This is a genomic window from Serratia sp. GW822-FHT06E05 (assembly GCF_058799445.1).
Window position 1 is genome coordinate 302,256 of sequence record NZ_JBXALM010000002.1, and the last position, 24,218, is coordinate 326,473.

Consider the following 24,218-nt stretch of genomic DNA (forward strand, 5'->3'; position numbering starts at 1 on the left):
TTATCCTTGTTGTAACACTGACATCATCCCTTTGATCTGACCGTTGATCAGCGTCAGGTCGGTCTGATACTTCAGGCTGTTATCGGCGAAGTTGGTGCGTTCGCGATCCATGTCAACCGTGTTGCCGTCCATGGAGGGCTGATCCGGCACGCGGAACAGCAAGTCGAGCTGTGGCGGCTGCATGTTCTGCGCCGGAATATGGCGCGATGACGTCATGTTCAGCGCAATGCCGCTGCCGCTGGCTCGCCCTTGTTCCAGCACCTTGTTCAGTTGGCCGGCGAAATCGATATCCCGCGCCTGATAACCCGGGGTGTCTGCGTTGGCGATGTTGGCGGCCAGAATTTCCTGCCGCTGGGCGCGCAGGTTCAGCGCCTCTTGACCAAAGCGCAGAGCAGCGTCCAGTTTGTCGATCATGCTCCCTCCGCGAGGTTAGAATTTGGAGCCGACAGCATAAACGTCCCTTCCGCCAGCCTATCGTGGGAATAAGGGCAAAATGCGTCGCTATTTATCTGCTTAGCCTGCGCGCACTCCGGGTACACTTACGCGCACCCTGAGGCTTTTTGAGGAAGAAGCGGAGATGAAAGCGAAAATGCTGTTGTTGGCAGCCCTGCTGTACAGCCTGAACGCACGGGCCGAAGATCTGGCGGCGCAGATCGATCGCTTCATCAGCAGCCAGTTCAGCGGCAGTCCGGTGCAGGTTAAAGTGCTGGTGCGCACGCCCGCCACCCAATGGCCACAGTGCGAATTCCCGCAGCTCTCTTTGCCGCAGAATGCGCGGCGTTGGGGTAATATCAGCGTTTCGGCACGCTGCGGCCAGGAACGGCGCTTTATCCAGACCCAGGTTCAGGTGATCGGCCAGTATCTGGTGTCGGCCCGCGGCATCAGCGCCGGCAGCAAGCTGACGGCGGCGGACATCAGGTTCAAAAGTGGCCGGCTCGACACCTTGCCACCGCGCACGCTAAGCGAAACCGGCAAAGCGCTGGGAGCCGTCAGCCTGCGCAATATCAGTCCCGGTCAGCCACTGACCTTCGCCATGCTGCGTCGCGCCTGGGTGATCAAGGCCGGTCAGGCGGTACAGGTGACCGCGCAGGGAAGTGGATTTAACATCAGCGGTACGGGCAAAGCCATGAACAATGCCGCCGCCGAAGACAACGTCCGCGTGCGTATGGCTTCCGGACAAATCGTCAGCGGTATAGCCAGTGATGACGGTACGATCCGTATTGGGTTATAAAAAGGTAAAGGTTTATCAAAACCTGCCGATAAGAAAATCATAAGCAGACTTTTATTGGCCGCCAGGGCCACAAAATATCAGCCATTGCCTTCGCGGCGACGGCATCGATGGAGATTGACCATGAGTATCGATCGCACCCAGCGGCTGCAACCCGTTCCAACGGTGCAACCTCGTGAAACCGCGACTGAAAGCCCACTTCAGCCGCGCAAAGCTGCCCAGACGGAAAGCACCGTCAGCGGCACCCAGGTAAAATTGAGCGACGCGCAAGCGCGCCTGATGCAGCCGGGTACGCAAGATATTGATATGAATCGGGTGGACGCCATCAAGCAGGCGATCCGCAACGGCGAACTGAAAATGGATGCCGGGAAAATTGCCGATGCGCTACTGAAAGACGCGCAAAGCGATGCCCTGTGGATGGCTAACGGCCAGCAAACGCCGGAGGCTTAACCCTCGGGTTAAACACCAAGGAATTCTTTGACAGGTGGTTATTCGTAATGGAAAGTCTGGCGCAACTGATTGATAAGCTGTTGGAAACCCTGAATGCGCTGAGTACGGTGCTGACGGAAGAACATCATCTGCTCTGTTCGGGACAATTACCGGGCGTGGCGCTGCAACGCGCTACCGATGCCAAGAGCCAGTTGCTGGCCACGGTAAACTACCTGGAGCAGCAGCGGCTGAACCTGGAGCGCGCACAGGGGCAACAGGCCCCCTATTCCGCGCACCCGCGCCTGGCGGATGGCTGGCAACGAGTACAAACGCTCAGCCAGCAGCTGCGGGAAAAAAACCAGCATAACGGCATGCTGCTCAATCAACAGATCGATCACAACGCTCAGGCGCTGGCGATCCTGAGCAAGCAAAACAAATCGCTCTACGGCCCGGATGGCCAGTCGCGCAATGCCAGCTTGCTGGGGCGAAAAATCGGCGTTTAATCAAAGAATGATTGTTGATACACCTGAGCGGGCTCAACCGGTGGATGATAAGACCCCAGGGCTATTTGACGAACGGCAGGTCCGAGTACCTTGTGGTATAGCTGGGGGACAGCATTTCACGTTTCATCGCCCAGCTTTTTTGGATCCCCTGCCCGGCAAACCACACCGTGCCCCGACCGGACTGATTAAGCCGATCAAGGGTCTGCATTAACTCACTGCTGTTAGGCCTGGGTTGGTGTTCATCAAACAAATTAAGCTGCGCCACCCCCTGGCTAAAGAAATCACTCAGCATCACACCGGCTTTCATATAGCGAAAATCGTCTTTCCAGATACGGTCAAGCGCACTGACAGCAACGCGAATAATGTCACGCGTATCGTTGGAAGGGATCGCCAGGCGCCCGCTGGCCTGAGGGCCGTAAAATGTTTCATTTTCGGCATGGGGACTGGTTCGCATAAAGACGCTGATCACACAGCAGAACTGCTTCTCTGCCCTGAGCTTTTCGGCTGCGCGTTCCGCATAGGTACAAATGGCCTGGCGCATATCTTGATAAGCCGTGATGCGGTGACCAAATGAGCGGCTACAGATGATCTGCTGTTTGGTGGGCGCAAACTCATCCAAGGCCAAACAGGATTCGCCGCGCAATTCACGAACCGTACGTTCGAGTACCACATTAAAGTGTTTACGGATCACCCAGGTTGAACAGTCAGCAAGCTGTAGCGCCGTTTCGATCCCCATAAAGCTGAGCTTCTTGCCGATGCGGCGGCCCACGCCCCACACCTCGTCCACCGGCACTAACGCCAGCAGTTTTCGCAGACGCTCAGGATCGGACAACTCAACAACGCCCCCCGTTTGACGCCACTTCTTTGCCGCAAAATTGGCGATCTTCGCCAGTGTCTTGGTTTGCGCGATACCCACGCCAACGGTTAACCCGGTATTCTTTAACACCCGATCGCGCATTTGATGGCCAAAGGTGCTCAGCGGAAGGCTACTACTCAGGCCAGACACATCGATAAAAGCTTCATCGATGGAGTATATCTCTACGACAGGGGCCATCTCGATTAGCGTCAGCATCACCCGATGGCTGAGATCGGCATAAAGCGTATAATTCGAGCTGAAAACGCTGACCTGCTGGCGCCGTAATTGCTCTTTGATTTTGAAGTAAGGCGCCCCCATTTTGATGCCCAGCGCTTTGGCTTCCGCCGAAAGTGAAATAACGCATCCGTCATTGTTTGAAACGACGACGATCGGTTTGCCCTTAAGATCTGGCCGAAAAACAGTCTCGCAGGACGTGTAGAAGCTGTTGACGTCAACAAGTGCGAACATGTCGGTTTGATTTCAAGGTAAATGTCACAACGCCAAAGATTTCCAGCTCTTCTTCGGCCTGGAAAACGATCGGAGAATAATCCGTATTATGAGGCACCAGCTGAATACGTGGATGGGTTTGCAGCTCCTTCACGGTAAATTCGCCGGCCACTGCCGCTATGACGATGTCGCCATGAACGGCGGTCAAGGAACGATCAACCACCAGTAAGTCACCGTGGCTGATACCTGCGCCGATCATCGAATCACCACTGACCCGGACAAAGTACGTCGCACTGGGGTGTTTCACCACCAGCTTATTCAGGTCGAGACTGTCTTCGACATAGTCCTGAGCCGGGCTGGGAAAACCGCAGGGGACTCGCTCCATAAAGAGGGGAAGTAATAAACCGGGAGTGAGCTGACTGGGGTGAATAAACTGCATCATGGCGGATCCGAATAACTGTATTTATATACAGTATCCATGATCGGCAGCAACGATCAAGCGGCGTATAATAAAATTCCTGAAAGCAGTTGAAGCATCAGGCAATTTAAATTGGCTTACCTGCCCCGTCGCTAAACACGCTTTGGGGCAACGGAATAAAACCAGGTCAAAGGCAACGGCCTGAGGAGCCTGGCTTGTGTCGTTTTAGTTTTACTCGTAATTCACAATCACCTGATTGCTGATCACGCGCAGCGGCGGATTCAGGCTGCCGCGCGCCTGCACGTAGTAAACAAAGCGCAGCTCGGCGTTCGCCGGTTCCCCTTTCAGCCCGGTGCTGCTACCGCTGCCGCCGCCCAACACAATGCAGCGCGTCAGGGTGCAAAGCTGCGCCTGCATGCCCGCCGGCTCATCGGCCAGCAGCCGGTAACGCCAGCTTACGCTGGTGATGCGGGCATTGGCGTCCGGCAACGCATTGGGGGCGCGTAACCCCGGCGATTCCCCCCGCTCACCACCATATTCCAGCGTTGCGCCGACGCTGTCGGCTACCCAAGAACCGGATGCTGCCTGCACGCTCAACGGCGCTAACAGGCAAATTAACGCCAGACGGTGTTTCATTATGCGGCCCCAATGGTGGAGGTCATGCGGATTTGGCGGTCGTCATTGATCTCCAGATTCGACAACACCACCATCTGCGGCAAGCTGCGACGCAGGAAACGCGCCAGCAAGGCCCGCAGTGCGTGATTCACTAACAGTACCGGCGGCGCGCTGAGCATTTCCTGCCGCTGCAACGCCTGTTTGGCCTGATCCAACAAACGATCCGCCAGGCCCGGTTCCAAACCGCCGCCGCCCTGCAGCGCTTGCAGTAACAGACGCTCGAGCTGGGTATCCAGGCCGATCACCTGAATTTCACCGTTGCCCGGGAACCACTGTTGGGTGATCGCCCTTCCCAGCGCCACGCGCACCACGGTGGTCAGCTCATAAGGGTCGGTTTGTGATGGGGCATGCTCCGCCAGCGTTTCAATAATGGTGCGCATATCGCGGATGGAAACCCGTTCCGCCAGCAGGTTCTGCAACACCTTGTGCAGCGTAGTCAGGCTTACCACGCCCGGCACGAAATCTTCGGTCAGCTTCGGCATGTCCTGTGCGACGCGATCCAGTAATTGCTGGGCTTCCTGTCGGCCAAACAGCTCACTGGCAAACTGGCCAATCAAATGATTAAGGTGCGTCGCGACCACCGTGCTGGCTTCCACTACGGTGAAGCCCTGGATCTGCGCCTGCTCGCGCAGCGCGCTGTCAATCCATACCGCTTCCAGCCCAAACGCCGGATCGGTGGTTTTATCCCCCGCTAACTCGCCCACCGCATTGCCTGGGTTAATTGCCAGCCAGCGGCCCGGTTGCGCTTCGCCACTGCCGATTTCTACGCCCTTCATCAAAATACGGTAGCTGGCCGGCGGCAGTTCCAGGTTGTCGCGGATATGCACCACCGGTGGCAAATAGCCCATCTCCTGCGCGAATTTTTTACGGATGCCGCGGATACGGCCCAGCAATTCACCATTCTGTTGGAAATCCACCATCGGGATCAGCCGGTAACCGACCTCCATCCCCAACGGATCTTCCAGCTGCACGTCAGACCAACTGGCTTCCACCGCCTGCGGATTATCCTGCGTGACCGGCACTTCCTGCACTTTGGGCGCTTGCTGATCGCGCCCGCGCAGCCACCAGGCCAACCCTAACAGAGCGGCGGTAAACAGCAGGAATACCAGGTTCGGCATCCCCGGGACCAGCCCAAGCAGGCCGAGCACCGCGGCGCTGAGCAACATAACCCGCGGGTTGTTGAACAGTTGGCCAACCATCTGCTCGCCAACGTCCTGATCGGTCGCCACGCGAGTCACGATCACGCCGGCGGCGGTCGAAATCACCAACGCCGGGATCTGCGCCACCAGGCCGTCACCGATGGTCAGCAAGGTGTAAGTTTCCGCCGCCGTGCCCAGTTCCATTCCGTGCTGGAGCACGCCGACCAACAGACCACCGACCACGTTTAACATCATGATCATCAGACCGGCGACCGCATCGCCACGGACGAATTTACTGGCACCGTCCATCGAACCGTAGAAGTCCGCTTCCTGCGTGACCTCAGAGCGACGTTTTTTCGCCTCTTCTTCACCGATCAAACCGGCGTTGAGATCGGCATCGATCGCCATCTGCTTGCCCGGCATGCCGTCCAGCACAAAGCGTGCGCCCACTTCGGCGATACGCCCGGCACCCTTGGTGATAACCATAAAGTTGATCAGCACCAAAATGATAAACACCACGATACCGATGGCGAAGTTACCGCCCACCAGAAAGTGACCGAAGGCCTCTACCACGCGACCTGCGGCGGCAGATCCGGTATGCCCTTCCATCAGGATGATGCGCGTCGAAGCTACGTTGAGCGACAGGCGCAGCAAGGTTGAGAACAGCAAAATGGTGGGGAATGCGGCAAATTCAAGCGTACGCTGGGTAAACATCGCTACCAGCAACACCATGATCGACAAGGCAATATTGAAGGTGAACAGCAGATCGAGGATAAATGCCGGCAACGGCAGCACCATCATCGACAGGATCATCAGGATCAGTATCGGGCCGGCCAGCACCTGCCACTGCGTATCTTTAAAACTGCCCGGCAAACGAAGCAAGGCGGCCAAATTAGCCATTTGTATTACTTTCTCCAGCAAAATCCAGTGCTTCCGGCACCGGTAAACGTTCAGGTTTTTTCGGGATCAGCCCCCCTTCGCGCCGCCAGCGTCGCAGCTGGTAAACCCAGGCCAATACTTCGGCCACGGCGGCATACAGGGTGGCGGGAATGTGTTGTCCAATCTCGCTGTGTCGATATAGAGCACGTGCCAGCGGCGGTGCTTCGAGCATGGGAATACGGTGTTCCGCCCCCAGTTCACGAATGCGCAGCGCAATTTCACCGGCCCCTTTGGCCAGCACCTTCGGCGCACTCATGTTTTTATCGTTGTACTGCAACGCGACGGCGTAATGCGTCGGGTTGGTCACAATAACGTCGGCCTTGGGGACGTCGGCCATCATTCGCCGCCGTGCAACGGCACGCTGTTGCTGTCGGATACGCCCTTTAACATGCGGGTCACCCTCCTGCTCCTTGAACTCGTCGCGGATATCCTGCTTGGTCATCTTCAGCTTTTTGAAGTGGCTCCACAGTTGGTAAAACACGTCAAACGCCACCATCGGCGTCAGCCCGAGTACCACCAGCAGGCCGCAAAAGATGATCATTCGCAGCGCGTTACCCAGCGCATCGAGCGGCTGTTGCGTCACCAGATGCAGCATCGCCGCCCAGTTGTGCCACAGGTATAAACCGGTGATCCACCCTACCAGCGTCGCCTTCAGGATGCCCTTCAACAGCTCCGCCAGCACCTGGCTGGAAAAGATGCGTTTCAGCCCGGACAGCGGGTTCATGCGCTTGAGATCGAACTTGAGCGATTTACCGCTCAGCAGCAGGCCGCCCAGCAGCATCGGCGCCGTCAGCGCGACCAGCGCCAACCCGGCCATGATCGGCAGCAGCGCCCATACCGCCTGGCGTAACAACATCGCCAACTGGCGCAGCATCTGCTTGTCGTTACTGACCATGCCGTGGTCGAAATTCAGGCCCTGGGTCAGCATGGCCGCCAACTGTTGCGTCATGTTGCCGCCGGAAACCCAGATGATCGACAAGCCAGCCACCAGCATCAGCACCGACGTCAGCTCGCGGGAACGCGGGATCTGGCCATCTTCACGTGCCTTCTCCACCCTATGGGGCGTGGGGGCCTCGCTCTTTTCCAGATCGCTGTCTTCAGCCACGGGGCGGTTCCTGTGCCGGAGGGAATAAAATTGCGGTCAGCATGCCAAAAAAATGCTGATTTCATTGGTGGAACAACGGGAGAAAAGGACGGTTATTTGCGGGATGGGGAAGATTGGGGACGCAGGAGCAGTGCTGCCTGTCTGGGGCGCAACAAAATGCGCCCCAGGAGCTATCAGAAACCCAGGCTGTCCAGAAGATCGTCCACCTGCGCCTGATTGGCGATAACGCCGGCGCCATTCTGGTCGAGCTGCGGGCCATTGAGCAGGCTGTCGTTCGGTTTTTTCTCTTTCGCCGGTTGCTCAGGAATATTTTCCATCAGCACCATCAGCAGCTGCTTTTCAATCTCCTGCACCACGTCCATCATGCGTTTGATCACCTGGCCGGTCAGATCCTGGAAATCCTGCGCCATCATGATTTCCAGCAGTTGGGCATTAGTGAACGCCGTATGTTCCGGCACCTGATCCAGGTACTGACGGGTATCGGTAACCAATTCACGGGCGTCGTCCAACTCTATCGGGTTGGCGAACCACTCGTCCCAACGGCCTTTCAATCCTTTGGCTTCGGACTCCAGCTGTGCCTGGCGCGGCTGCGCCGCTTCCACACAGTTCAACGCCCGTTCCGCCGCCTGCGCCGTCATGGTGACCACGTAATCAAGACGATCGCGTGCATCCGGGATTGCCTCTGCCGCCTGGGCGATCGCCTGATCGAGCCCCAGTTCGCGCATGCTGTCGCGCAGCATCCGCGTCAGTTGGCCAATGCGCGAGATGATCTCCCCCGCGGTTGCCGCATCGCTGGCAGGCATTGGAATGTCTCTCATCGCCCTCTCTCCTTACATGCCCAGTTTTTCAAAAATCTTATTGAGCTTTTCTTCCAGCGTCGCCGCCGTAAAAGGTTTCACCACGTAACCGCTGGCACCGGCCTGCGCCGCCGCGATAATGTTTTCTTTCTTGGCTTCCGCCGTCACCATCAGCACTGGCATCGCCGCCAATGCGCCATCGGCACGAATGGTTTGCAACAGTTCCAGACCATCCATGTTCGGCATGTTCCAGTCGGACACCACGAAATCGAAGCCGCCGGCACGCAGTTTGTTCAGCGCATCCGCACCGTCCTCGGCCTCTTCTACGTTGTTGAATCCCAACTCTTTCAGCAAGTTTCTGACGATGCGACGCATAGTGGAAAAGTCATCCACCACCAGAAATCTGAGACTCTTATCTGCCATATATACTCCCAAGGTTTACCTAATCCAAACAACAGCCAGCCTCACGGCAGCTGTTCGCTATAACCCCCTATATACCCTATGAATTTCGAGTTGCAGCAGGCGACCAGCTCGCTCATCCTCAGGAACTTACTCAAGTAAGTGACTGGGGTGAGCGACAAATCTGTCGGGAACAGATTTGAACGCTGCTTGCAGCGGCCCTGAAAGGGCAAGGACCATGGATGGGCCTTGTAAGCAGGTAACAACGCTGCGGCTCGAAAGGCGACGGGTATAATTAAGGGTAAAAATCAAATACGCAGCGCCTGGCCACCGGCAATTTGCGCCAGCATGCGTTGGCTCATGCGATCCAGTTCGACAACTTCATTCACCCCACCGGTGGCGATCGCCTCACGCGGCATGCCGAACACCACACAGCTGGCCTCGTTTTGCGCCAGGGTATAGGCACCGGCACGATGCATTTCCAACATGCCCGCCGCGCCGTCATTGCCCATGCCGGTCAGGATCACGCCAACTGCATTTCGACCGGCGTACTGCGCAACCGAGCGGAAAAGCACGTCTACCGATGGCCGGTGACGGTTGACCGCCGGGCCGTCATGCAGCTTCACCTGATAGTTGGCACCGCTGCGTGACAGTTCCATATGGCGATCGCCCGGTGCGATGTAGGCATGGCCCGGCAGCACGCGTTCGCCGTCCTCGGCCTCTTTCACCGTAATCTGGCACAGCTTGTTCAGCCGCTCGGCGAACGAGCGCGTAAACCCCGGCGGCATATGCTGGGTGATCAACAACGCCGGGCTGGTGGCCGGCAGCGGTTGCAGCACCTGCCGAATGGCTTCGGTGCCGCCGGTAGAGGCCCCGATGGCAATCAGTTTTTCGCTGCTCAACAGCGGCGTATGGCTGAGGATCGCCGGTGCCGGGCTGCTGGAGCGTTGCGGCAAGCGCGCCTTGGCCGCGGTGCGAATTTTTTCGGCTATCAGCTCGCTGTAGGCCAACATGCCTTCGCGGATACCAAGCTGCGGTTTGGTGACAAAATCCACCGCCCCCAGCTCCAGCGCGCGCAGCGTAATTTCCGACCCCTGGCCTGTCAGCGACGACACCATCACCACCGGCATCGGCCGCAGACGCATCAGTTTTTCGAGGAAGTCGAGGCCGTCCATGCGCGGCATTTCGACGTCCAGCGTCAGCACCTGCGGGTTAAACTTTTTGATCAGATCGCGCGCGACCAGAGGGTCGGGCGCGCTCGCCACCATCTCCATATCGGGATGGCTGTTGACAATTTCGGTCATCAGCTGCCGCATCAGGGCCGAATCGTCTACGCTCAATACTCTGATTTTATTCATTACCTCTCCTTGGTCAGGCCATACACGGTCTGCCCACGCAAGTAGAAATCCCGGCTGATCTGGCTGAAATTCTCGGAGTGGCCGGCAAACATCAGGCCCCCCGGTTTAAGCAAGGGCACGAAGCGGCGCAGAATGCGCTCCTGTGTCGCCTTATCGAAATAGATCATCACGTTGCGGCAGAAAATGGCGTCGAATTGCCCCGGCAACGCCCACTCTGGCGCCAACAGGTTGAGCGTCTGAAAATTCACCCTCCCCGCCAGCTCCGGCCGCACCCGCACCAACCCCTGATGCGGACCGGTGCCGCGCAGGAAATAACGCTGCATCTGCGCCGGCGTCAGGGTACGCAGATCTTCCTGGCGATAAACGCCCGCTTCCGCTTTCTCCAGCACCTGGGTATCGATATCGCTGGCCCATACCTGGCAGCCGGTGGCGCGCTGCCCGAGCACCTCACTTAAGGTGATGGCAATCGAATAAGGCTCTTCGCCGGTCGAGGCCGCCGTGCTCCACACGCTGTAGCCGTTCGGCCGCTGACGCGCGTGCTCCGCCAGGATCGGGAAGTGATGCGCTTCGCGGAAAAACGCCGTCAGGTTGGTGGTCAGGGCATTGATAAACGCCTGCCATTCGGCGCTGTTAGGATCGCTTTCCAGCAGCGCCAAATAATCGCCAAAGTCGTTCAGGCCCAGCAGCCGCAGGCGTCGCACCAGGCGGTTATAAACCATCTCGCGCTTGTGCTCTGCCAGCACGATGCCGGCACGCTGATAAATCAGTTGGCTGATGCGACGAAAATGCACGTCCAGCAATGGCAGGCGCTGCACCATCTGCGTCAACAATGTCGCAGGGTCTCTGTTAGGGTTCGACGGCGCCGGCTTCATGCCATATCACTCAAAAAAAACGGGCTGCTTATGCGGTTTGACAATCTGGGGCTTCCTTTACCACGGGTGAAACTGCGTCTTGATGGTTGGCCTGCGCGGTGAAGTTATCGTCCGCCAGGCGGAATACCGACACCGCATCGGCCAGGGTAATCGCCTGATCCTCCAGTGCGGTGGCCGCCGAGGCGGCTTCTTCTACCAGCGCGGCGTTCTGCTGGGTTACCTGATCCATTTGGGTCACGGCCTGCGTGACCTGTTCAATGCCGCGGCTTTGTTCGTCGGATGCCGAGGCGATTTCGCCCATGATGTCGGTAACCCGGGTGACCGAACGGACGATGTCCTGCATGGTGGCACCGGAGTTTTCCACCAGCACCGAACCTTGCTTGACCCGGCTGACCGATTCGTCGATCAGACCTTTGATTTCTTTTGCCGCCTGGGCGCTGCGCTGTGCCAGATTACGCACTTCGCCCGCCACCACCGCAAAACCGCGCCCCTGCTCACCGGCACGCGCCGCCTCGACCGCTGCGTTCAATGCCAGGATATTGGTCTGGAAGGCAATGCCGTCGATAACGCTGGTAATAGCGCCAATCTTCTGCGAACTGTTGGCAATGTCATGCATGGTGGTCACCACGTCGCCCGCCAGTTCGCCGCCCTTGGCTGCGGTGGTAGAGGCGTCACGCGCCAGCTGAGAGGCCTGACGTGCGTTATCGGCGTTCTGTTTCACCGTCGCGGTCAACTGTTCCATGCTGGCGGCCGTTTCTTCCAGCGAGGCGGCCTGCTGCTCGGTGCGGGAAGAGAGATCGTTGTTGCCTTCGGAGATTTCCTGCAGGCCAATCAGGATCGACTCGGCACCGTCACGTACCGCACCAACGGTGCCGATCAGCGACTGCTGCATGCGCTGTAAACTGGCGAACAGTTGGCTGATCTCATTGCGGCCATACACCTGAATCGGCGTGGCCAGATCGCCGGCTGCAATGCGGTCAAAATGACTGCGCATAATGTTCAGCGGCTGCACCAGCATATTGCGTAACCACCACATGGCGCTGCCGGTCACCACCAGCAACATCAGTACCGCACCGGCCACCAACCAACCGGACAGGGTGAAGGATTGCTGATTCGCCGCATTGGCTTCGCTCACGTTGGCGTTTACCAACTGCAGATACTGGACAAAATCCGCTTCAAACAGATCCTGAGTTTTCTGCGTCGGCTGGTCCATAAAGGCCTGCAGCCGATCGTTTTCCAGGAAACCGATCAGCTCACGTAACGCGCTGCGCAACCGGTCGTAACTGGCTTTGGTGGTTTCGGTCAGCTGCTGTTCCTGCTCGCTGTTACGCGGCACGGCCAGGAACTGGTTGAAATAGAGGTCGGCTTTCTGCAGCGAACTGCGCGCGTTGCCCATCAAGGCATTGACCTGATCCTGCGGCAGTTTGAGCGCCGCACGGGTCCCGGCACGGTTCAGCGTATTGCGGGCCTGCAGCAGGGAAACCCAGCTCAGGCTGAGGGCGTCGCGCTGTTGGCTACCGAGGGTGATCAGGTTCAGATTGTGGTTATCGGAACGGAAAGCGGTGTACGACAAGCCGCTGGTGGCCAACTGCATAACACAAAAAGTCATCAACAACAGAAACAAGCTGGTAGAGACGCGGATTCGGTTAAACACTATGAACCTCCTTGCAGCCGGCCGATGGCCAGCTTACGACGGGGAATCGGCCTCCCCCGGGAATGCAGGGAGGCCCAATGCCGGTTAGAACGTTTCCCAGTTATCCTGCGGATCGCTGGCGTTCATTTTTTTATGATTGAGTACCGGTGTTACTGCCGCCTTGCTGCTGACGGGCATTTTGAACTCTTCCTGACCTGCCGCTTTCAAGCGGAATACCGCCACGGACTGGGTAAGCATGCTGGCCTGTTCTTCCAGCGCCGCTGCCGCAGACGCGGACTCTTCTACCAACGAGGCGTTCTGCTGAGTGACGCGGTCCATTTCCGCCACCGCCTGGCCGACCTGATCGATACCGCGGCTCTGTTCGTCCGACGCCGAAGCGATTTCACCCATGATGTCGGTAACGCGGGTCACGGCATTGACGATATCGCCCATGGTTTCCCCGGCGCTTTCTACCAGTACCGAGCCCATATCGACGCGATTGACGGAGTCTTCGATCAGGCCTTTGATTTCTTTCGCCGCCTGGGCACTGCGCTGCGCCAGGTTACGCACTTCACCGGCCACCACCGCAAAGCCACGGCCCTGTTCACCGGCACGCGCCGCTTCGACCGCCGCGTTCAGCGCCAGGATATTGGTCTGGAAGGCAATGCCGTCGATCACGCCGGTAATGTCGGCAATTTTCTGCGAACTGCCGGCGATGTCGTGCATGGTCTGCACCACGTTAGCCACCACCTTGCCGCCTTTCTGCGCGGTTTCGGAGGCGCTCAATGCCAGTTGGCTGGCCTGACGGGCATTTTCGGCGTTCTGTTTCACCGTCGCGGTCAGCTGCTCCATGCTGGCGGCGGTTTCTTCCAGCGAGGCAGCCTGTTGTTCGGTACGTGAAGAGAGATCGTTGTTGCCGGCGGCAATTTCGGAAGCGCCGCTGTAGATGGCGTCGGCCCCCTGACGCACGCCGCTGACGGTGTCGATCAATTCGCTCTGCATATGCTTGAGGCTGGCTGCCAGCACGCCCATTTCATTGCGGCTGGTCACGGCGATCGGCTGAGTCAAATCGCCGGCGGCAATCATCTTGATGTGTTCGATCATTCGGTTCAGCGGGCGCACCAGAATGTGGTGAATACCGCTCCACACCAGCACAATCACGGCCAGTACCACCAACAGCACCACCACCAGCGTCCAGATGGCGAAGCTGAATGACTTATTGCTGTCTTCAACCGCGGTCTGGTAAAGCTTGTCGTTTTGCGCCAGATAGATGTTGTAGATGTCTTCGAACGCGTCCTGATAGCTTTGCGTCGGCTGATCAAAGAATGCGTTGATTTTGCCTTCACCCAGCAGTTGGGTCAGTTCGGTCAACGCGCCCTGCAAGATGCCGTATTGCTGTTTCAGCTTTTCGGCCGATTGCGCGTCCTGACGGGCGTCGAGAGGAATTTTGTCATAGGCAGCATAGTGCTGTTCCGCAACCACCAGGTTGCTCTTGGCGCGAGCCAACAGTTCGGTGACGCTGGCGCCGCTGCCGATGTTATTGGCGTCCATCATGTGACGAATACCGGCACGGTTCAGCGTGTTGCGAGCCTGCAGCAGGTTGACCCAGCTTTCGTTCAGCTCGGACTGCTGCTGGCGAATGGTCTGCAAAACGGCGAAGTTTTCTTTGTCATTCTTCAGTGAGGAGAAAAAGAGCCCGCCTGAAACCAGCTGCAAGGCGCCAAATAACACCAGCACCAGTAACAGGCTGGTGACCACCTTCATACGATTAAACATGTTTTCCCTTGTTGAACGCCCGCGCGGACAGGCCCTGATTACGTTGATTGACAGAGTTATCGGCGCGGCGGGGAAGAACTTTATGAGAAGAGGTAACTATTTTGTGCAGAGTTTGGGTTTGTCCAGTTTTCGAATCAGGGCGCGGCATGCCGCGCCCCTACGGGTAGGGGATCAGGCGCTTTTCGCTACGCTGTCGACCAGTGACATCTCTTCGCTGCTCAGCAGCTTTTCGATATCGACCAGGATCAGCATGCGTTCGCCCAACGAGCCCAGCCCGGTGAGGTATTCGGTGGCCAGCGTCACGGCAAACTCCGGCGCCGGGCGGATCTGTTCGGTGGTCAGCGACAGCACGTCAGACACGCCGTCAACCACAATACCCACCACCCGCTGACCAAAGTTCAACACGATCACCACGGTGTTTTCATCGTAGGACACGTCCTGCTGGGCGAACTTCACCCGCAAATCGATAATCGGCACAATCACGCCGCGCAGGTTGGTGACGCCCTTGATAAAGGCCGGAGTATTGGCAATGCGCGTAACCTGATCGTAACCGCGGATCTCCTGCACCTTGAGGATATCAATGCCGTATTCCTCGTTACCCAAGGTAAAAATCAGGAACTCCTGCCCTACCGTTTCGCCAGCCAGTTTGCTGACGGTTGCCAGTCCTGCCATGTCATTCACCCTTTAAATCAATAGATTAATTATTATGCAGCCGCGTCCGTCTGACGCTGCTCGCGGTTCAGGGTTTGCAGCGCCGAGACATCGACAATCAGCGCCACGCTGCCGTCACCGAGAATGGTGGCGGCGGAAATGCCCGGCACCTTGCGATAGTTGCTTTCCAGATTTTTCACCACCACCTGATGCTGGCCGATCAGTTGATCCACCAACAGCGCATAGCGGCGGCCGGCGCTTTGCAGGATCACCACAATGCCCTGGGTGGCGTCGGTTTTGGCCCCCGCCACGTCGAACACCCGGAACAGCTCCACCAGCGGCAAATATTCCCCGCGCACCTGCAACACCCGCTCGCCACCGGCCAACGGATGCAGATCTTCAGCCTGCGGCTGCAGCGATTCCATTACCGCGTTGAGCGGCAGGATAAACACTTCATTGTTCACCTTGACCGACATGCCATCGAGGATCGCCAGCGTTAACGGCAGCAAGATCCGGATAGAGGTCCCCTTGCCCGCCTGGGAATGGATTTCGACATGCCCACCCATTTCCTGAATATTTCGCTTCACCACGTCCATGCCGACGCCACGGCCGGAGACGTCGGTCACCTGTTCCGCGGTAGAAAAGCCCGGCGCAAAAATAAGCATGCCGACGTCTTCGTCGCTCATGCTGTCGCTGACCGCCAGCCCCTGCGAGGCCGCTTTGGCGAGAATTTTCTCGCGGTTCAGGCCGGCGCCGTCGTCGGTGACTTCGATACAGATATTGCCGCCCTGATGCTCTGCCGACAGGATCAGGTTCCCCACCTCCGACTTGCCCGCCGCGAGGCGCGTGGCCGGATCTTCAATGCCGTGATCCAGGCTGTTGCGCACCAGGTGCGTCAGAGGATCGATAATGCGTTCAATCAGGCTCTTATCCAGTTCGGTAGAACTGCCCTGCAGCTGCAATTCCACCTGCTTGTTCAGCTTGCCGGCCAGATCGCGCACCAGACGAGGGAAGCGGCTGAATACGTATTCCATCGGCATCATACGGATCGACATCACCGACTCTTGCAGGTCGCGTGCGTTGCGTTCCAACTGGCTCATGCTGTTGAGCAGATCGCCGTGATTCACCGGATCCAGACTGCCGGAGCGCTGCGCCAGCATCGACTGGGTGATCACCAACTCCCCGACCAGGTTGATCAATTGGTCCACTTTTTCTACCGCTACGCGGATGCTGGTGGATTCGCTGGCCTTGGCGCGCGGTTTGGGCGTTTCCGCCACCGTCGGCGCCGGTTTGGCGGCCACGGGCGCAACGGCAACGGCAGCGACCGGCTCGATCGCTACCGGCGGCAGCTCAGCCTGAGGCGGCGTGGTGAAACTGATTTGCTCCGGCTCCAGTACAAAACACAGCACCGCGCTGATGTCATCTTCGCTGGCGGAGGTCAGCAGCGTCACTTCCAGGCTGTTTTCGGTCTGATGCGGGTTTTTCACCTCACCCAGGTTGCCCAACTCTTCCAGCATCAACGGGACTTCGTTCGGCTTCAGACCACACAGACAAACCCGCATGCCGCCTTCGATGGCCGCCGGTGCTGCGACGGCGTGTTGCGCGACGGCAGGTGCTGCGGGGGCATCTTGCTGCTGTGCGTCCAACGCAAGCTGCCGCAACGCCTGACAGATGTATTCAAAGCTGTCGACGTCAGGCTTTTGCGAAGTTTTATAAGCGTCCAGTTGCTCCTGCATAATGTCTTTGGTTTCCAGAAACAGGTTTATAATCTCGGTGCTCAGGCTCATTTCCTGACGCCGCGCACCGTCCAACAGGTTCTCCAGCAGGTGGGTGGTTTCCTGCAGCACCGAAAAGCCAAAGGTCGCCGCACCGCCCTTGATCGAGTGCGCTGCGCGAAAAATGGCGTTCAGCGGCTCAATGTCCGGAGCCAGCGGATCCAGCTCCAGAAGGTGTTGCTCCATGTCGGCCAGCAACTCGTCTGCTTCATCAAAAAAGGTCTGATAAAACGCACTAATATCCATGCTCACGGGGTCACCTCTGCTGTGAGTCGCTGTTAGTCGGTGCAGGGACAGCCGCCGGCTGCTCCGGTGCAATGAGGGTGGCCGGAGCCGTCGCCGACGGGGCCAACGGTTTTAAATCGACCGGCTGGGCAATCTCCATCGCGTTGCTTTCGCCATTTTCATGTTCAATGCCCTGCTGGGTTTGTTTGTTGAGCACCAGTACGGTAATGCGACGGTTGATGGCATCGTCGGCGCCGTGTTGTTTCAGGCTCATGGTGGCGGCCATGCCGACCACCCGCAGGACCTTCCCTTCCGAGAGCCCGCCGGCAATCAGCTCGCGCCGCGACGCGTTGGCACGATCGGCCGAAAGCTCCCAGTTGCTGTAACCGCGCTCGCCGGTGGCGTAAGGAATATCGTCGGTGTGGCCGGACAGGCTGATTTTGTTCGGCAGGTCATTGAGGATCGGCGCAATCGCCCGCAGGATGTCGCGCATGTAGCTTTCTACCTGCGCGCTGCCGGTTTTGAACATCGGACGGTTTTGACTGTCGATGATCTGAATGCGCAAGCCTTCATCCATCATGTTGATCAACAGATGCGGCCGCAGCGCTTTCAGGCGCGGATCGGACTCAATCAGTTCGTCCAGTTTTTCCCGCAGCTTGTTCAGCCGCAGCTCTTCGTCACGCTTCTCGAGCGTATCAATCTGCTTTTTCACCAACCCGTCTTGCTGGGTAGGGTCGTCGCCGCCGCCGGGGATCGGGCTGCTTTCAGAGCTGCTCTTGTCGCCGGAAGTCAGCGCCACCTTCAGCGGCGTGCGGAAGTATTCGGCGATTTGCGTCAGTTCCTGCGGGCTGGCGATTGCCAGCAGCCACATCACCAGGAAGAAAGCCATCATTGCCGTCATAAAATCGGCGTAGGCAATCTTCCAGGAACCCCCATGATGGCTGGCGTGATGCGACTTGCGTTTTCTGACCAAAACAACCGGGTGATTCTGTTTCATGCCTGTTCTTCTTCCGTCGCCTGCTGTGCCGGCGCCTTCACGCGACGCACATGTTCTTCCAGCTCAACGAAGGAGGGACGTTCGGTGGTGTACAGCGTTTTACGGCCGAATTCGACCGCAATCTGCGGCGCGTAGCCATTCAAACTGGACAACAAAGTGACCTTGATGCACTGCATCATTTTGACGTTTTCGGCACTCTTTTGTCGCAACAGGGTCGCCAGCGGTGAGATAAAGCCGTAAGCCAGCAAAATGCCCAGGAAGGTGCCGACCATCGCGTTGGCGATCAACGCCCCCAGTTCGGCTGCCGGGCGGTCGGCCGAGGCCAGCGCATGCACCACCCCCATCACCGCCGCAACAATGCCGAAGGCCGGCAACGAGTCACCGACCATCGCCAGGCTGCCTGCCGGCACCTCGCTTTCCTGTTCAAAGGTTTCGATCTCTTCGTCCATCAAGGCTTCGATCTCAAAGGCATTCATGTTGCCGCTCACCATCAGCCGTAAGTAATCGGTAATAAACTCCACCAAGGTGTTATCGGCAAGAATGCGGGGATAATTAGAGAAAATTTCACTTTCCTGCGGATTATCAATATCGAACTCGAGGGAAAGCATGCCTTGTTGACGGGATTTGGCCAGCAGCCGGAACAGCAGCGCCATCAGATCCATGTAGAGATCTTTGCTGTATTTCGAACGACGCATCAGCTTGGGAATGGCGCGCAGGGTGGATTTTATCGCCTTACCGTTGTTGCCCACGATAAAAGCGCCGATACCCGCGCCGCCGATAATCAGAAATTCTGCCGGCTGATAAAGCGCGCCCAGATGGCCCCCCACAATCAGGTAGCCCCCAAAGACCGCACCCAATACCACGAGATAACCCAAAATAACTAACACACGCATTCCTTAAATTAACAATGTGGATGGAAGGTGGGCTAAGCGCGCATATGAGCCGCACAGGCACAACAGGCTGAGCTGCGCCTTTGGGTTCGGCACGCCGAACCCTGCATTTCACCAATCGGTTTAAATCTGGATAAACCGGCGCTGCCGCCGGCTCAAATTGCGCGTTTAACCTGCTCGTCCAGCAGTTGAGGAATAATATCGGCCAGTTGCGGCGAAAGTTTACGTCTTTTTACTGCGCGGGATGGGGGTTGGCATAAACTGCAAACAAAATTGTTCAACGGTTGGTGCGCGTGGGTGATAAAAGTGCCACCGCAGCAGTTGCAGGCAGAAAGCTGCAGCATGCCGCTATCGACGAAGCGCACCAGCGTCCAGGCTCGCGTCAGCGCCAGCAACGGCGGCTCACCCGGCTGGTGCGGGCACTGTTCCAGATACAGGCGATAGGCTTTAATCACTGCTTCAACGCCCGTGCAGTGCCCGCTTTTCATCAGGAAACTGTAGGCGTTGTAGAACATCGATGAATGGATGTTCTGTTCCCAGGTCATAAACCAGTCCGTCGAGAACGGCAACATCCCTTTCGGCGGTGGACTGCCGCGTAACTCCTTATAGAGCTTGATCAAACGCCCACGGCTGAGCTGCGTTTCGCTTTCCAACATCTGCAAACGCGCACCCAGTGTAATCAGCTCCATGGCCAGCTGAATATCCTTGGCTTCCTGAACAATACTTTTCTCTGCCATCATCAAGCTCTTTTCTTCGTCGCACTGCCGTCTTTCGCCGACAGTTCTTGCAGTAAATGGCTTGAGAGCAAAATACCGGTATGGATTTGCTGCAGATCGTCCACGCGAGACTCTTTCGTCAGACGCTCGATGGTTTGGTGATCGTTAAAGCGGAAGTGACAAACCAGCTGGTTGGTTTCAGCCAATTTGACCATTTGCGGTAACGTAAGTTGAACAAGCGCATCGGCCATGGTTTCGTCGATACCCAGACGGAACATTGCCGATGCTTTTTCATCATTAATCAGACGCTGTGCTAAAAGTAAATACGACAAATTGATGTCATAAATATGCTTAAGTAATTCAGACGTACCCATATTCCCCATCCCGACAGACTATGTTTAAAAACATACGCTGGGTGATAATTTTTATCGCCCGTGACCTGGGTTTGTTCCCTAAGTTGGCAAATGAAACCCTGAATAACGACCGTTATAAATTTTTCAACATCACTAAATTCGGACCATCATTCAGTATTTGATACGTGCGTAAACCAACGTGTATGGATGTACAGCATTTTGCTTCAGCAGTGTTTAATCACCGTGAAACTATTTTTACAAAATTAATAAGATTATTCCTAATGCAGCGCAACTCTACCCCTGAACCATTAGCACACACAATGTAAGTGAGAGGCAATTTTAAATACAATGTGATCTAGATCACAAAAATAAAAAATAATTAAGCCAAATAGCCCGTTACCAGTATGGTTTTTAACCGCATTTTCGCTCACAAAACAAACATAAGTAAAAAAACGTCTTAAAAACAATGTATATAAGCCAAAAAAATATCTTTTTTAGATCAATTCGAACAAAAGCATCACCAAACTAAAATAACAGAACAAAAATCTGCTCGTAGCCGATAAAGACAGTATAAATAACCGTTTAATAAACAATAAACTATCCGCATTGAAATATAACGCATGTAAACTATAAGGTTATTAGGTTTCGGATTTGACTTAAGCTCGCGAGAAATTCCTGTTTTATTTTTCAACGAATGCTTCCATTCGGTTAACAATGACTCGCTTAGGTTGTGAACAAGAAAACAGAGGTAACCATATGTTTCATGGTAAATAGAATGAAAGCGGGAGGTTTCGCATGGTTTTTTGGCGTGAGTTATGCCAAAACGATTTATCGGCAGTATTAATTAAAACTTTAATAAATTTTCTATTCGATTGAAAAAATGAGATCTCCGCTGATGTTTATTGTTCAATAATACCCATCCCCCCCTACCCGTTGTGCAAATAAAGTAAAACGCGGTTTCGTTTTATTCTCCATGAGGGTTTCATTTATCTCATACAGATTGCAAATTCCAGCCTGACGAAGTCTTGGCTCACTTACGGGGTTGGCAGGCAAAGGAGCTAGCGGCTGAACATACGCATTAACCGTGGAAAAAATATCCAACGTCAGACATAACTGACTACGCCTGGGCACTAACGGGAAGGCGACATCTGTTCAGCGCCATCAACTGGCGAGGAGTTTCCCCTCCTTTAGCCTGAGGCTTTCCCTATTTTGCATGTTGAACGGCAGGATGGCATTGCCGCCGGCGCAACGGCATATTATTATTCTCACTGCAGCGGCACTCACGCGCAGCCAATTATTACCGTATCGCAATTTATTTATTTGAAATTAATTTTTCAGGTCGCACATCACACCTTTGCTGCTGTCACGATGACAGGGTGATGTTTCTTCGTTCGGCTACAACTCTTAACAGGCTATATTTTAATCATGACCGATACCCTTGATTATCTGATGACATTCCGCAAATGCACCAGCTTGGACAGCGTGGAGAAAGTGTACGACAAGCTTAACTACTCCATCGATAATGACATTGAAATCAGCAACATGTACCGTGCAGCGGATCACCGCCGCGCCGAACTGGTGGCGGGGAAATTGTTCGATTTGGGTAAGGTGCCAAAAACGCTGTGGGCGCAGGTGCTATAATTTGCATTAATTACGCGCGCATGTACTTTATCTTTTATTGCTAAATAACGGCAACTTCCTCGGATTTATTGGCGCGCGTGATACAAACCACATTTATTCGCTTCACCAGGCTCTACCCTTTTACCCTATCAACAGGAAACAGGAGTGGAAGATGGGATATCAAAACGTTTTGGTTACCGTCGCCGTGGCGGCAGACAGCCACCGCCTGGTTGAAAAAGCCGTCTCCATCGTGCGTCCTTACAACGGCAAAATCACCCTGCTTAGCACCATTGCCAATCCGGAAATATACAATAACTTCGCCGGACCGATGCTGGGCGATCTACGTGCGCTGATGGAAGAAGAAACGCTGCTGTTTCTGGAAGAACTTCGCCTGCGGGCGGATTACCCGATTGCCGACACGCTGATTGTCCACGGTGAACTGGCCGACAGCCTGAACTATGCCAGCCAACGGCAACCTTTTGATCTGGTGGTTTGCGGTAATCACAGCGACGGCATGATGAACAAAATCTCCTGCTCTGCCGCGCGCTTTATCAACACTAGCCGTATCGACGTGCTGATAATCCCACTGTAACGCTGAGCACATTAGGCCATTCGCTCTTTTCGATGATTGACTAGACTTAGGCTCTCTGTCCGCATAAGGAATGCCTGATGTCTCAGTCTACACAACAAAACCGCCGTTTTCTGTTGGCTTCTCGCCCGCACGGCGAACCTGTCGCAGACAACTTCCGTATGGAAACCGTCGCTACGCCGCAGCCCGCCGCCGGCCAGGTGTTATTGCGCACCGTCTACCTGTCGCTCGATCCTTACATGCGTGGCCGCATGAGCGACGCGCCCTCTTATGCTCCGCCGGTGCAGATTGGCGAAACCATGGTGGGCGGCACGGTCTCACGGGTCGTGACATCACAGCACCCCGATTTCAAACCCGGCGACTGGGTATTAGGCTACGACGGCTGGCAGGATTATGCGCTGTCTGACGGAGGCGGCTTACGTAACCTCGGCCCTCATCAGGCGCATCCTTCTCGTCTGCTTGGCGTCCTGGGCATGCCGGGCTTCACCGCTTATATGGGCCTGCTGGAGATCGGCCAGCCGAAACCCGGTGAAACCCTGGTGGTCGCCGCCGCCAGCGGCGCCGTCGGTTCGGTCGTCGGGCAGGTTGCCAAACTGAAAGGCTGTCGGGTAGTCGGCGTGGCGGGCGGTAAAGAGAAATGCCGCTATGTGGTGGAAGAGCTGGGCTTCGATGCCTGTGTCGATCACCGAGCCCCAGACTTCGCTGAACAACTGGCCGCCGCCTGCCCGCAAGGCATCGATATTTATTATGAAAACGTCGGCGGTGCGGTGTTTGATGCGGTGATCCCACTGCTGAATACCCAGGCACGTATTCCGGTCTGCGGGATTATCGCCCACTATAACGCCACCGACCTGCCCGCCGGGCCGGACCGCTTGCCGATGCTGCAGGGCTTGATCTTACGCAAGCGCATCCGCATGCAAGGCTTCATCATTTTCGATGACTTCGCGGAAGGTTTTGATGAATTCCTGCAGCAAATGAGCGAATGGGTCGATCAGGGGAAAATCAAATTCCGTGAAGACCTGGTCGACGGACTGGAAAATGCACCGCAGGCATTCATTGGCCTGTTGCAGGGCAAGAACTTCGGCAAATTGGTGATCCGCGTCGCCGACGAGTAATCCCCACTGGGCGCGGTGATGAACTGCCGCGCCCTGCTATGTCTTCAATGCAACGCACCGCCACTGATGGATAAATCCTCATCGACCGTCAGAGTGGTATGCACAATACTGCGTACCGCCTCAATCATTGCGGCTAACGCCAGGCTGGGTTTTCCCGGATGATTGACCGCCAGCTCATGACTGTAAGGGATGTGGATAAACCCACCTTTAATCGCCAAATTTTGGCTGGCGATATGATGGCTCAGCCCGTAGAAAAGCTGGTTGCAATTATAAGTGCCTGCCGTATGCGACACCGCCGCCGGAATGCCTGCCTGGTGTAAATGATGCACGATCGCCTTCACCGGCAGCGTGGAAAAATAGCCCACCGGCCCCCCTTCCACCACCGGGATGTCTATCGGTTGTTTTCCGGCGTTATCGGGAATGCGGGCGTCAATCAGGTTGATGGCAACCCGTTCAACGGAAATTTCGCCGCGCCCACCGGCCAGCCCCAGGCAGATCACGGCTTTGGGCCGCAGCTCTTCGATGGCGGCAATCAGCTGCTGGTTGGACACCCCCAGCACGCAGGCCAATTGACGCACCACCACTTCTGCGCCGGCGATCCGCTCTCCCGCCAGCGCCTGCGCTACCTGCCAAGAAGGGTTAACCTTATCCCCGTCAAACGGCTCAATGCCGGTCACCAATACCCTTTCCATCATCGCACCTCAGGTTGTTAT

The 24,218-nt window shown here is 56.3% G+C and carries 25 protein-coding genes; 6 read left to right on the forward strand and 19 right to left on the reverse strand.

Annotated features, from left to right (window positions below):
• On the reverse strand, nucleotides 1–414 hold the full coding sequence (flgB, locus tag AC1RKC_RS09015) for a flagellar basal body rod protein FlgB (protein ID WP_020827522.1): 414 nt from the start codon (nucleotides 412–414) through the stop codon (nucleotides 1–3).
• A 163-nt stretch (nucleotides 415–577) separates the two neighbouring features.
• Between flgB and flgA the strand changes: the two genes are divergently transcribed.
• The 3 genes from flgA to AC1RKC_RS09030 all read left to right on the forward strand — a co-directional run bounded on the left by flgA (nucleotide 578) and on the right by AC1RKC_RS09030 (nucleotide 2,160).
• A complete protein-coding gene (gene flgA, locus AC1RKC_RS09020) occupies nucleotides 578–1,231 on the forward strand; it encodes a flagellar basal body P-ring formation chaperone FlgA (protein WP_046373246.1) in 654 nt (217 codons plus the stop codon).
• A 120-nt stretch (nucleotides 1,232–1,351) separates the two neighbouring features.
• Entirely contained in the window at nucleotides 1,352–1,678 is a 327-nt protein-coding gene (flgM, locus tag AC1RKC_RS09025; protein WP_048760265.1) for a flagellar biosynthesis anti-sigma factor FlgM, read from the forward strand.
• A 47-nt stretch (nucleotides 1,679–1,725) separates the two neighbouring features.
• A complete protein-coding gene (locus tag AC1RKC_RS09030) occupies nucleotides 1,726–2,160 on the forward strand; it encodes a flagella synthesis protein FlgN (RefSeq protein ID WP_020827525.1) in 435 nt (144 codons plus the stop codon).
• Between the two features lie 61 nt (nucleotides 2,161–2,221).
• Here AC1RKC_RS09030 and umuC read toward each other — a convergent pair whose 3' ends face one another.
• The 17 genes from umuC to flhD form a co-directional block, all read right to left on the reverse strand.
• Complete coding sequence (gene umuC, locus AC1RKC_RS09035; RefSeq protein WP_046373243.1) at nucleotides 2,222–3,484, reverse strand: translesion error-prone DNA polymerase V subunit UmuC; 1,263 nt, start codon at nucleotides 3,482–3,484, stop codon at nucleotides 2,222–2,224.
• Nucleotides 3,468–3,902 carry a translesion error-prone DNA polymerase V autoproteolytic subunit gene (gene umuD, locus AC1RKC_RS09040; protein ID WP_041414703.1) on the reverse strand — a complete coding sequence of 145 codons (435 nt, stop codon included), beginning with the start codon at nucleotides 3,900–3,902 and terminating at the stop codon, nucleotides 3,468–3,470. The genes umuC and umuD overlap by 17 nt, the downstream gene beginning before the upstream one ends.
• A gap of 210 nt (nucleotides 3,903–4,112) precedes the next feature.
• Nucleotides 4,113–4,517 (reverse strand): flagellar protein FlhE, encoded by a 405-nt coding sequence (locus AC1RKC_RS09045; protein ID WP_020827528.1) that lies wholly within the window; start codon nucleotides 4,515–4,517, stop codon nucleotides 4,113–4,115.
• Complete coding sequence (flhA, locus tag AC1RKC_RS09050) at nucleotides 4,517–6,595, reverse strand: flagellar biosynthesis protein FlhA (protein WP_020827529.1); 2,079 nt, start codon at nucleotides 6,593–6,595, stop codon at nucleotides 4,517–4,519. Before flhA ends, AC1RKC_RS09045 begins: the two co-directional genes overlap by 1 nt.
• The gene (flhB, locus tag AC1RKC_RS09055; protein ID WP_493092346.1) at nucleotides 6,588–7,739 is read right to left on the reverse strand and encodes a flagellar biosynthesis protein FlhB; all 1,152 of its coding nucleotides are present in this window, start codon (nucleotides 7,737–7,739) and stop codon (nucleotides 6,588–6,590) included. The genes flhA and flhB overlap by 8 nt, the downstream gene beginning before the upstream one ends.
• 173 nt (nucleotides 7,740–7,912) lie before the next feature.
• Nucleotides 7,913–8,557, reverse strand: coding sequence for a protein phosphatase CheZ (cheZ, locus tag AC1RKC_RS09060; protein WP_041414707.1), 645 nt, complete (start codon nucleotides 8,555–8,557; stop codon nucleotides 7,913–7,915).
• 12 nt (nucleotides 8,558–8,569) lie between these two features.
• The gene (cheY, locus tag AC1RKC_RS09065) at nucleotides 8,570–8,959 is read right to left on the reverse strand and encodes a chemotaxis response regulator CheY (RefSeq protein WP_020827532.1); all 390 of its coding nucleotides are present in this window, start codon (nucleotides 8,957–8,959) and stop codon (nucleotides 8,570–8,572) included.
• A 284-nt stretch (nucleotides 8,960–9,243) separates the two neighbouring features.
• Complete coding sequence (locus tag AC1RKC_RS09070; protein ID WP_048760294.1) at nucleotides 9,244–10,293, reverse strand: protein-glutamate methylesterase/protein-glutamine glutaminase; 1,050 nt, start codon at nucleotides 10,291–10,293, stop codon at nucleotides 9,244–9,246.
• Nucleotides 10,293–11,165, reverse strand: coding sequence for a protein-glutamate O-methyltransferase CheR (gene cheR / locus AC1RKC_RS09075; RefSeq protein WP_041414709.1), 873 nt, complete (start codon nucleotides 11,163–11,165; stop codon nucleotides 10,293–10,295). Before cheR ends, AC1RKC_RS09070 begins: the two co-directional genes overlap by 1 nt.
• A gap of 28 nt (nucleotides 11,166–11,193) precedes the next feature.
• Complete coding sequence (locus AC1RKC_RS09080; protein ID WP_020827535.1) at nucleotides 11,194–12,819, reverse strand: methyl-accepting chemotaxis protein; 1,626 nt, start codon at nucleotides 12,817–12,819, stop codon at nucleotides 11,194–11,196.
• An 84-nt stretch (nucleotides 12,820–12,903) separates the two neighbouring features.
• Nucleotides 12,904–14,574 (reverse strand): methyl-accepting chemotaxis protein, encoded by a 1,671-nt coding sequence (locus AC1RKC_RS09085; protein WP_046373238.1) that lies wholly within the window; start codon nucleotides 14,572–14,574, stop codon nucleotides 12,904–12,906.
• 171 nt (nucleotides 14,575–14,745) lie between these two features.
• Nucleotides 14,746–15,246, reverse strand: a complete 501-nt coding sequence (gene cheW / locus AC1RKC_RS09090; RefSeq protein ID WP_020827537.1) for a chemotaxis protein CheW — start codon at nucleotides 15,244–15,246, stop codon at nucleotides 14,746–14,748.
• Nucleotides 15,247–15,278: 32 nt separating this feature from the next.
• Nucleotides 15,279–17,252, reverse strand: coding sequence for a chemotaxis protein CheA (gene cheA, locus AC1RKC_RS09095; protein ID WP_144408514.1), 1,974 nt, complete (start codon nucleotides 17,250–17,252; stop codon nucleotides 15,279–15,281).
• Between the two features lie 4 nt (nucleotides 17,253–17,256).
• The gene (gene motB, locus AC1RKC_RS09100) at nucleotides 17,257–18,222 is read right to left on the reverse strand and encodes a flagellar motor protein MotB (RefSeq protein WP_020827539.1); all 966 of its coding nucleotides are present in this window, start codon (nucleotides 18,220–18,222) and stop codon (nucleotides 17,257–17,259) included.
• Nucleotides 18,219–19,109 carry a flagellar motor stator protein MotA gene (gene motA / locus AC1RKC_RS09105; RefSeq protein WP_020827540.1) on the reverse strand — a complete coding sequence of 297 codons (891 nt, stop codon included), beginning with the start codon at nucleotides 19,107–19,109 and terminating at the stop codon, nucleotides 18,219–18,221. The genes motB and motA overlap by 4 nt, the downstream gene beginning before the upstream one ends.
• A 158-nt stretch (nucleotides 19,110–19,267) precedes the next feature.
• A complete protein-coding gene (flhC, locus tag AC1RKC_RS09110) occupies nucleotides 19,268–19,852 on the reverse strand; it encodes a flagellar transcriptional regulator FlhC (protein ID WP_020827541.1) in 585 nt (194 codons plus the stop codon).
• Entirely contained in the window at nucleotides 19,852–20,202 is a 351-nt protein-coding gene (gene flhD, locus AC1RKC_RS09115) for a flagellar transcriptional regulator FlhD (protein ID WP_020827542.1), read from the reverse strand. The genes flhC and flhD overlap by 1 nt, the downstream gene beginning before the upstream one ends.
• A gap of 1,404 nt (nucleotides 20,203–21,606) precedes the next feature.
• On the opposite strand from flhD, the gene ydgT reads away from it, so the two are divergent.
• From ydgT to curA, 3 genes are all read left to right on the forward strand, one after another.
• Nucleotides 21,607–21,822, forward strand: a complete 216-nt coding sequence (gene ydgT, locus AC1RKC_RS09120) for a transcription modulator YdgT (RefSeq protein ID WP_012145712.1) — start codon at nucleotides 21,607–21,609, stop codon at nucleotides 21,820–21,822.
• Nucleotides 21,823–21,973: 151 nt separating this feature from the next.
• Nucleotides 21,974–22,393, forward strand: coding sequence for a universal stress protein UspC (uspC, locus tag AC1RKC_RS09125; protein WP_020827544.1), 420 nt, complete (start codon nucleotides 21,974–21,976; stop codon nucleotides 22,391–22,393).
• A 77-nt stretch (nucleotides 22,394–22,470) separates the two neighbouring features.
• Nucleotides 22,471–23,505, forward strand: coding sequence for an NADPH-dependent curcumin/dihydrocurcumin reductase (gene curA, locus AC1RKC_RS09130; protein ID WP_234530380.1), 1,035 nt, complete (start codon nucleotides 22,471–22,473; stop codon nucleotides 23,503–23,505).
• A gap of 44 nt (nucleotides 23,506–23,549) precedes the next feature.
• Here curA and pcp read toward each other — a convergent pair whose 3' ends face one another.
• Nucleotides 23,550–24,197, reverse strand: coding sequence for a pyroglutamyl-peptidase I (pcp, locus tag AC1RKC_RS09135; RefSeq protein ID WP_234530382.1), 648 nt, complete (start codon nucleotides 24,195–24,197; stop codon nucleotides 23,550–23,552).
• Nucleotides 24,198–24,218 lie beyond the last annotated feature (21 nt).

Coding starts and splice junctions, on each gene's coding strand:
- umuD (WP_041414703.1), bottom strand. CDS start 3,902: ATGCAGTTTATTCACCCCAGTCAGCTCACTCCCGGTTTATTACTTCCC.
- motB (WP_020827539.1), bottom strand. CDS start 18,222: ATGAAACAGAATCACCCGGTTGTTTTGGTCAGAAAACGCAAGTCGCAT.
- umuC (WP_046373243.1), bottom strand. CDS start 3,484: ATGTTCGCACTTGTTGACGTCAACAGCTTCTACACGTCCTGCGAGACT.
- ydgT (WP_012145712.1), top strand. CDS start 21,607: ATGACCGATACCCTTGATTATCTGATGACATTCCGCAAATGCACCAGC.
- flgA (WP_046373246.1), top strand. CDS start 578: ATGAAAGCGAAAATGCTGTTGTTGGCAGCCCTGCTGTACAGCCTGAAC.
- AC1RKC_RS09070 (WP_048760294.1), bottom strand. CDS start 10,293: ATGAATAAAATCAGAGTATTGAGCGTAGACGATTCGGCCCTGATGCGG.
- AC1RKC_RS09030 (WP_020827525.1), top strand. CDS start 1,726: ATGGAAAGTCTGGCGCAACTGATTGATAAGCTGTTGGAAACCCTGAAT.
- cheR (WP_041414709.1), bottom strand. CDS start 11,165: ATGAAGCCGGCGCCGTCGAACCCTAACAGAGACCCTGCGACATTGTTG.
- uspC (WP_020827544.1), top strand. CDS start 21,974: ATGGGATATCAAAACGTTTTGGTTACCGTCGCCGTGGCGGCAGACAGC.
- flgB (WP_020827522.1), bottom strand. CDS start 414: ATGATCGACAAACTGGACGCTGCTCTGCGCTTTGGTCAAGAGGCGCTG.
- AC1RKC_RS09045 (WP_020827528.1), bottom strand. CDS start 4,517: ATGAAACACCGTCTGGCGTTAATTTGCCTGTTAGCGCCGTTGAGCGTG.
- curA (WP_234530380.1), top strand. CDS start 22,471: ATGTCTCAGTCTACACAACAAAACCGCCGTTTTCTGTTGGCTTCTCGC.
- flhC (WP_020827541.1), bottom strand. CDS start 19,852: ATGATGGCAGAGAAAAGTATTGTTCAGGAAGCCAAGGATATTCAGCTG.
- AC1RKC_RS09085 (WP_046373238.1), bottom strand. CDS start 14,574: ATGTTTAATCGTATGAAGGTGGTCACCAGCCTGTTACTGGTGCTGGTG.
- cheZ (WP_041414707.1), bottom strand. CDS start 8,557: ATGAGAGACATTCCAATGCCTGCCAGCGATGCGGCAACCGCGGGGGAG.
- flhA (WP_020827529.1), bottom strand. CDS start 6,595: ATGGCTAATTTGGCCGCCTTGCTTCGTTTGCCGGGCAGTTTTAAAGAT.
- cheY (WP_020827532.1), bottom strand. CDS start 8,959: ATGGCAGATAAGAGTCTCAGATTTCTGGTGGTGGATGACTTTTCCACT.
- flgM (WP_048760265.1), top strand. CDS start 1,352: ATGAGTATCGATCGCACCCAGCGGCTGCAACCCGTTCCAACGGTGCAA.
- pcp (WP_234530382.1), bottom strand. CDS start 24,197: ATGGAAAGGGTATTGGTGACCGGCATTGAGCCGTTTGACGGGGATAAG.
- flhD (WP_020827542.1), bottom strand. CDS start 20,202: ATGGGTACGTCTGAATTACTTAAGCATATTTATGACATCAATTTGTCG.
- cheW (WP_020827537.1), bottom strand. CDS start 15,246: ATGGCAGGACTGGCAACCGTCAGCAAACTGGCTGGCGAAACGGTAGGG.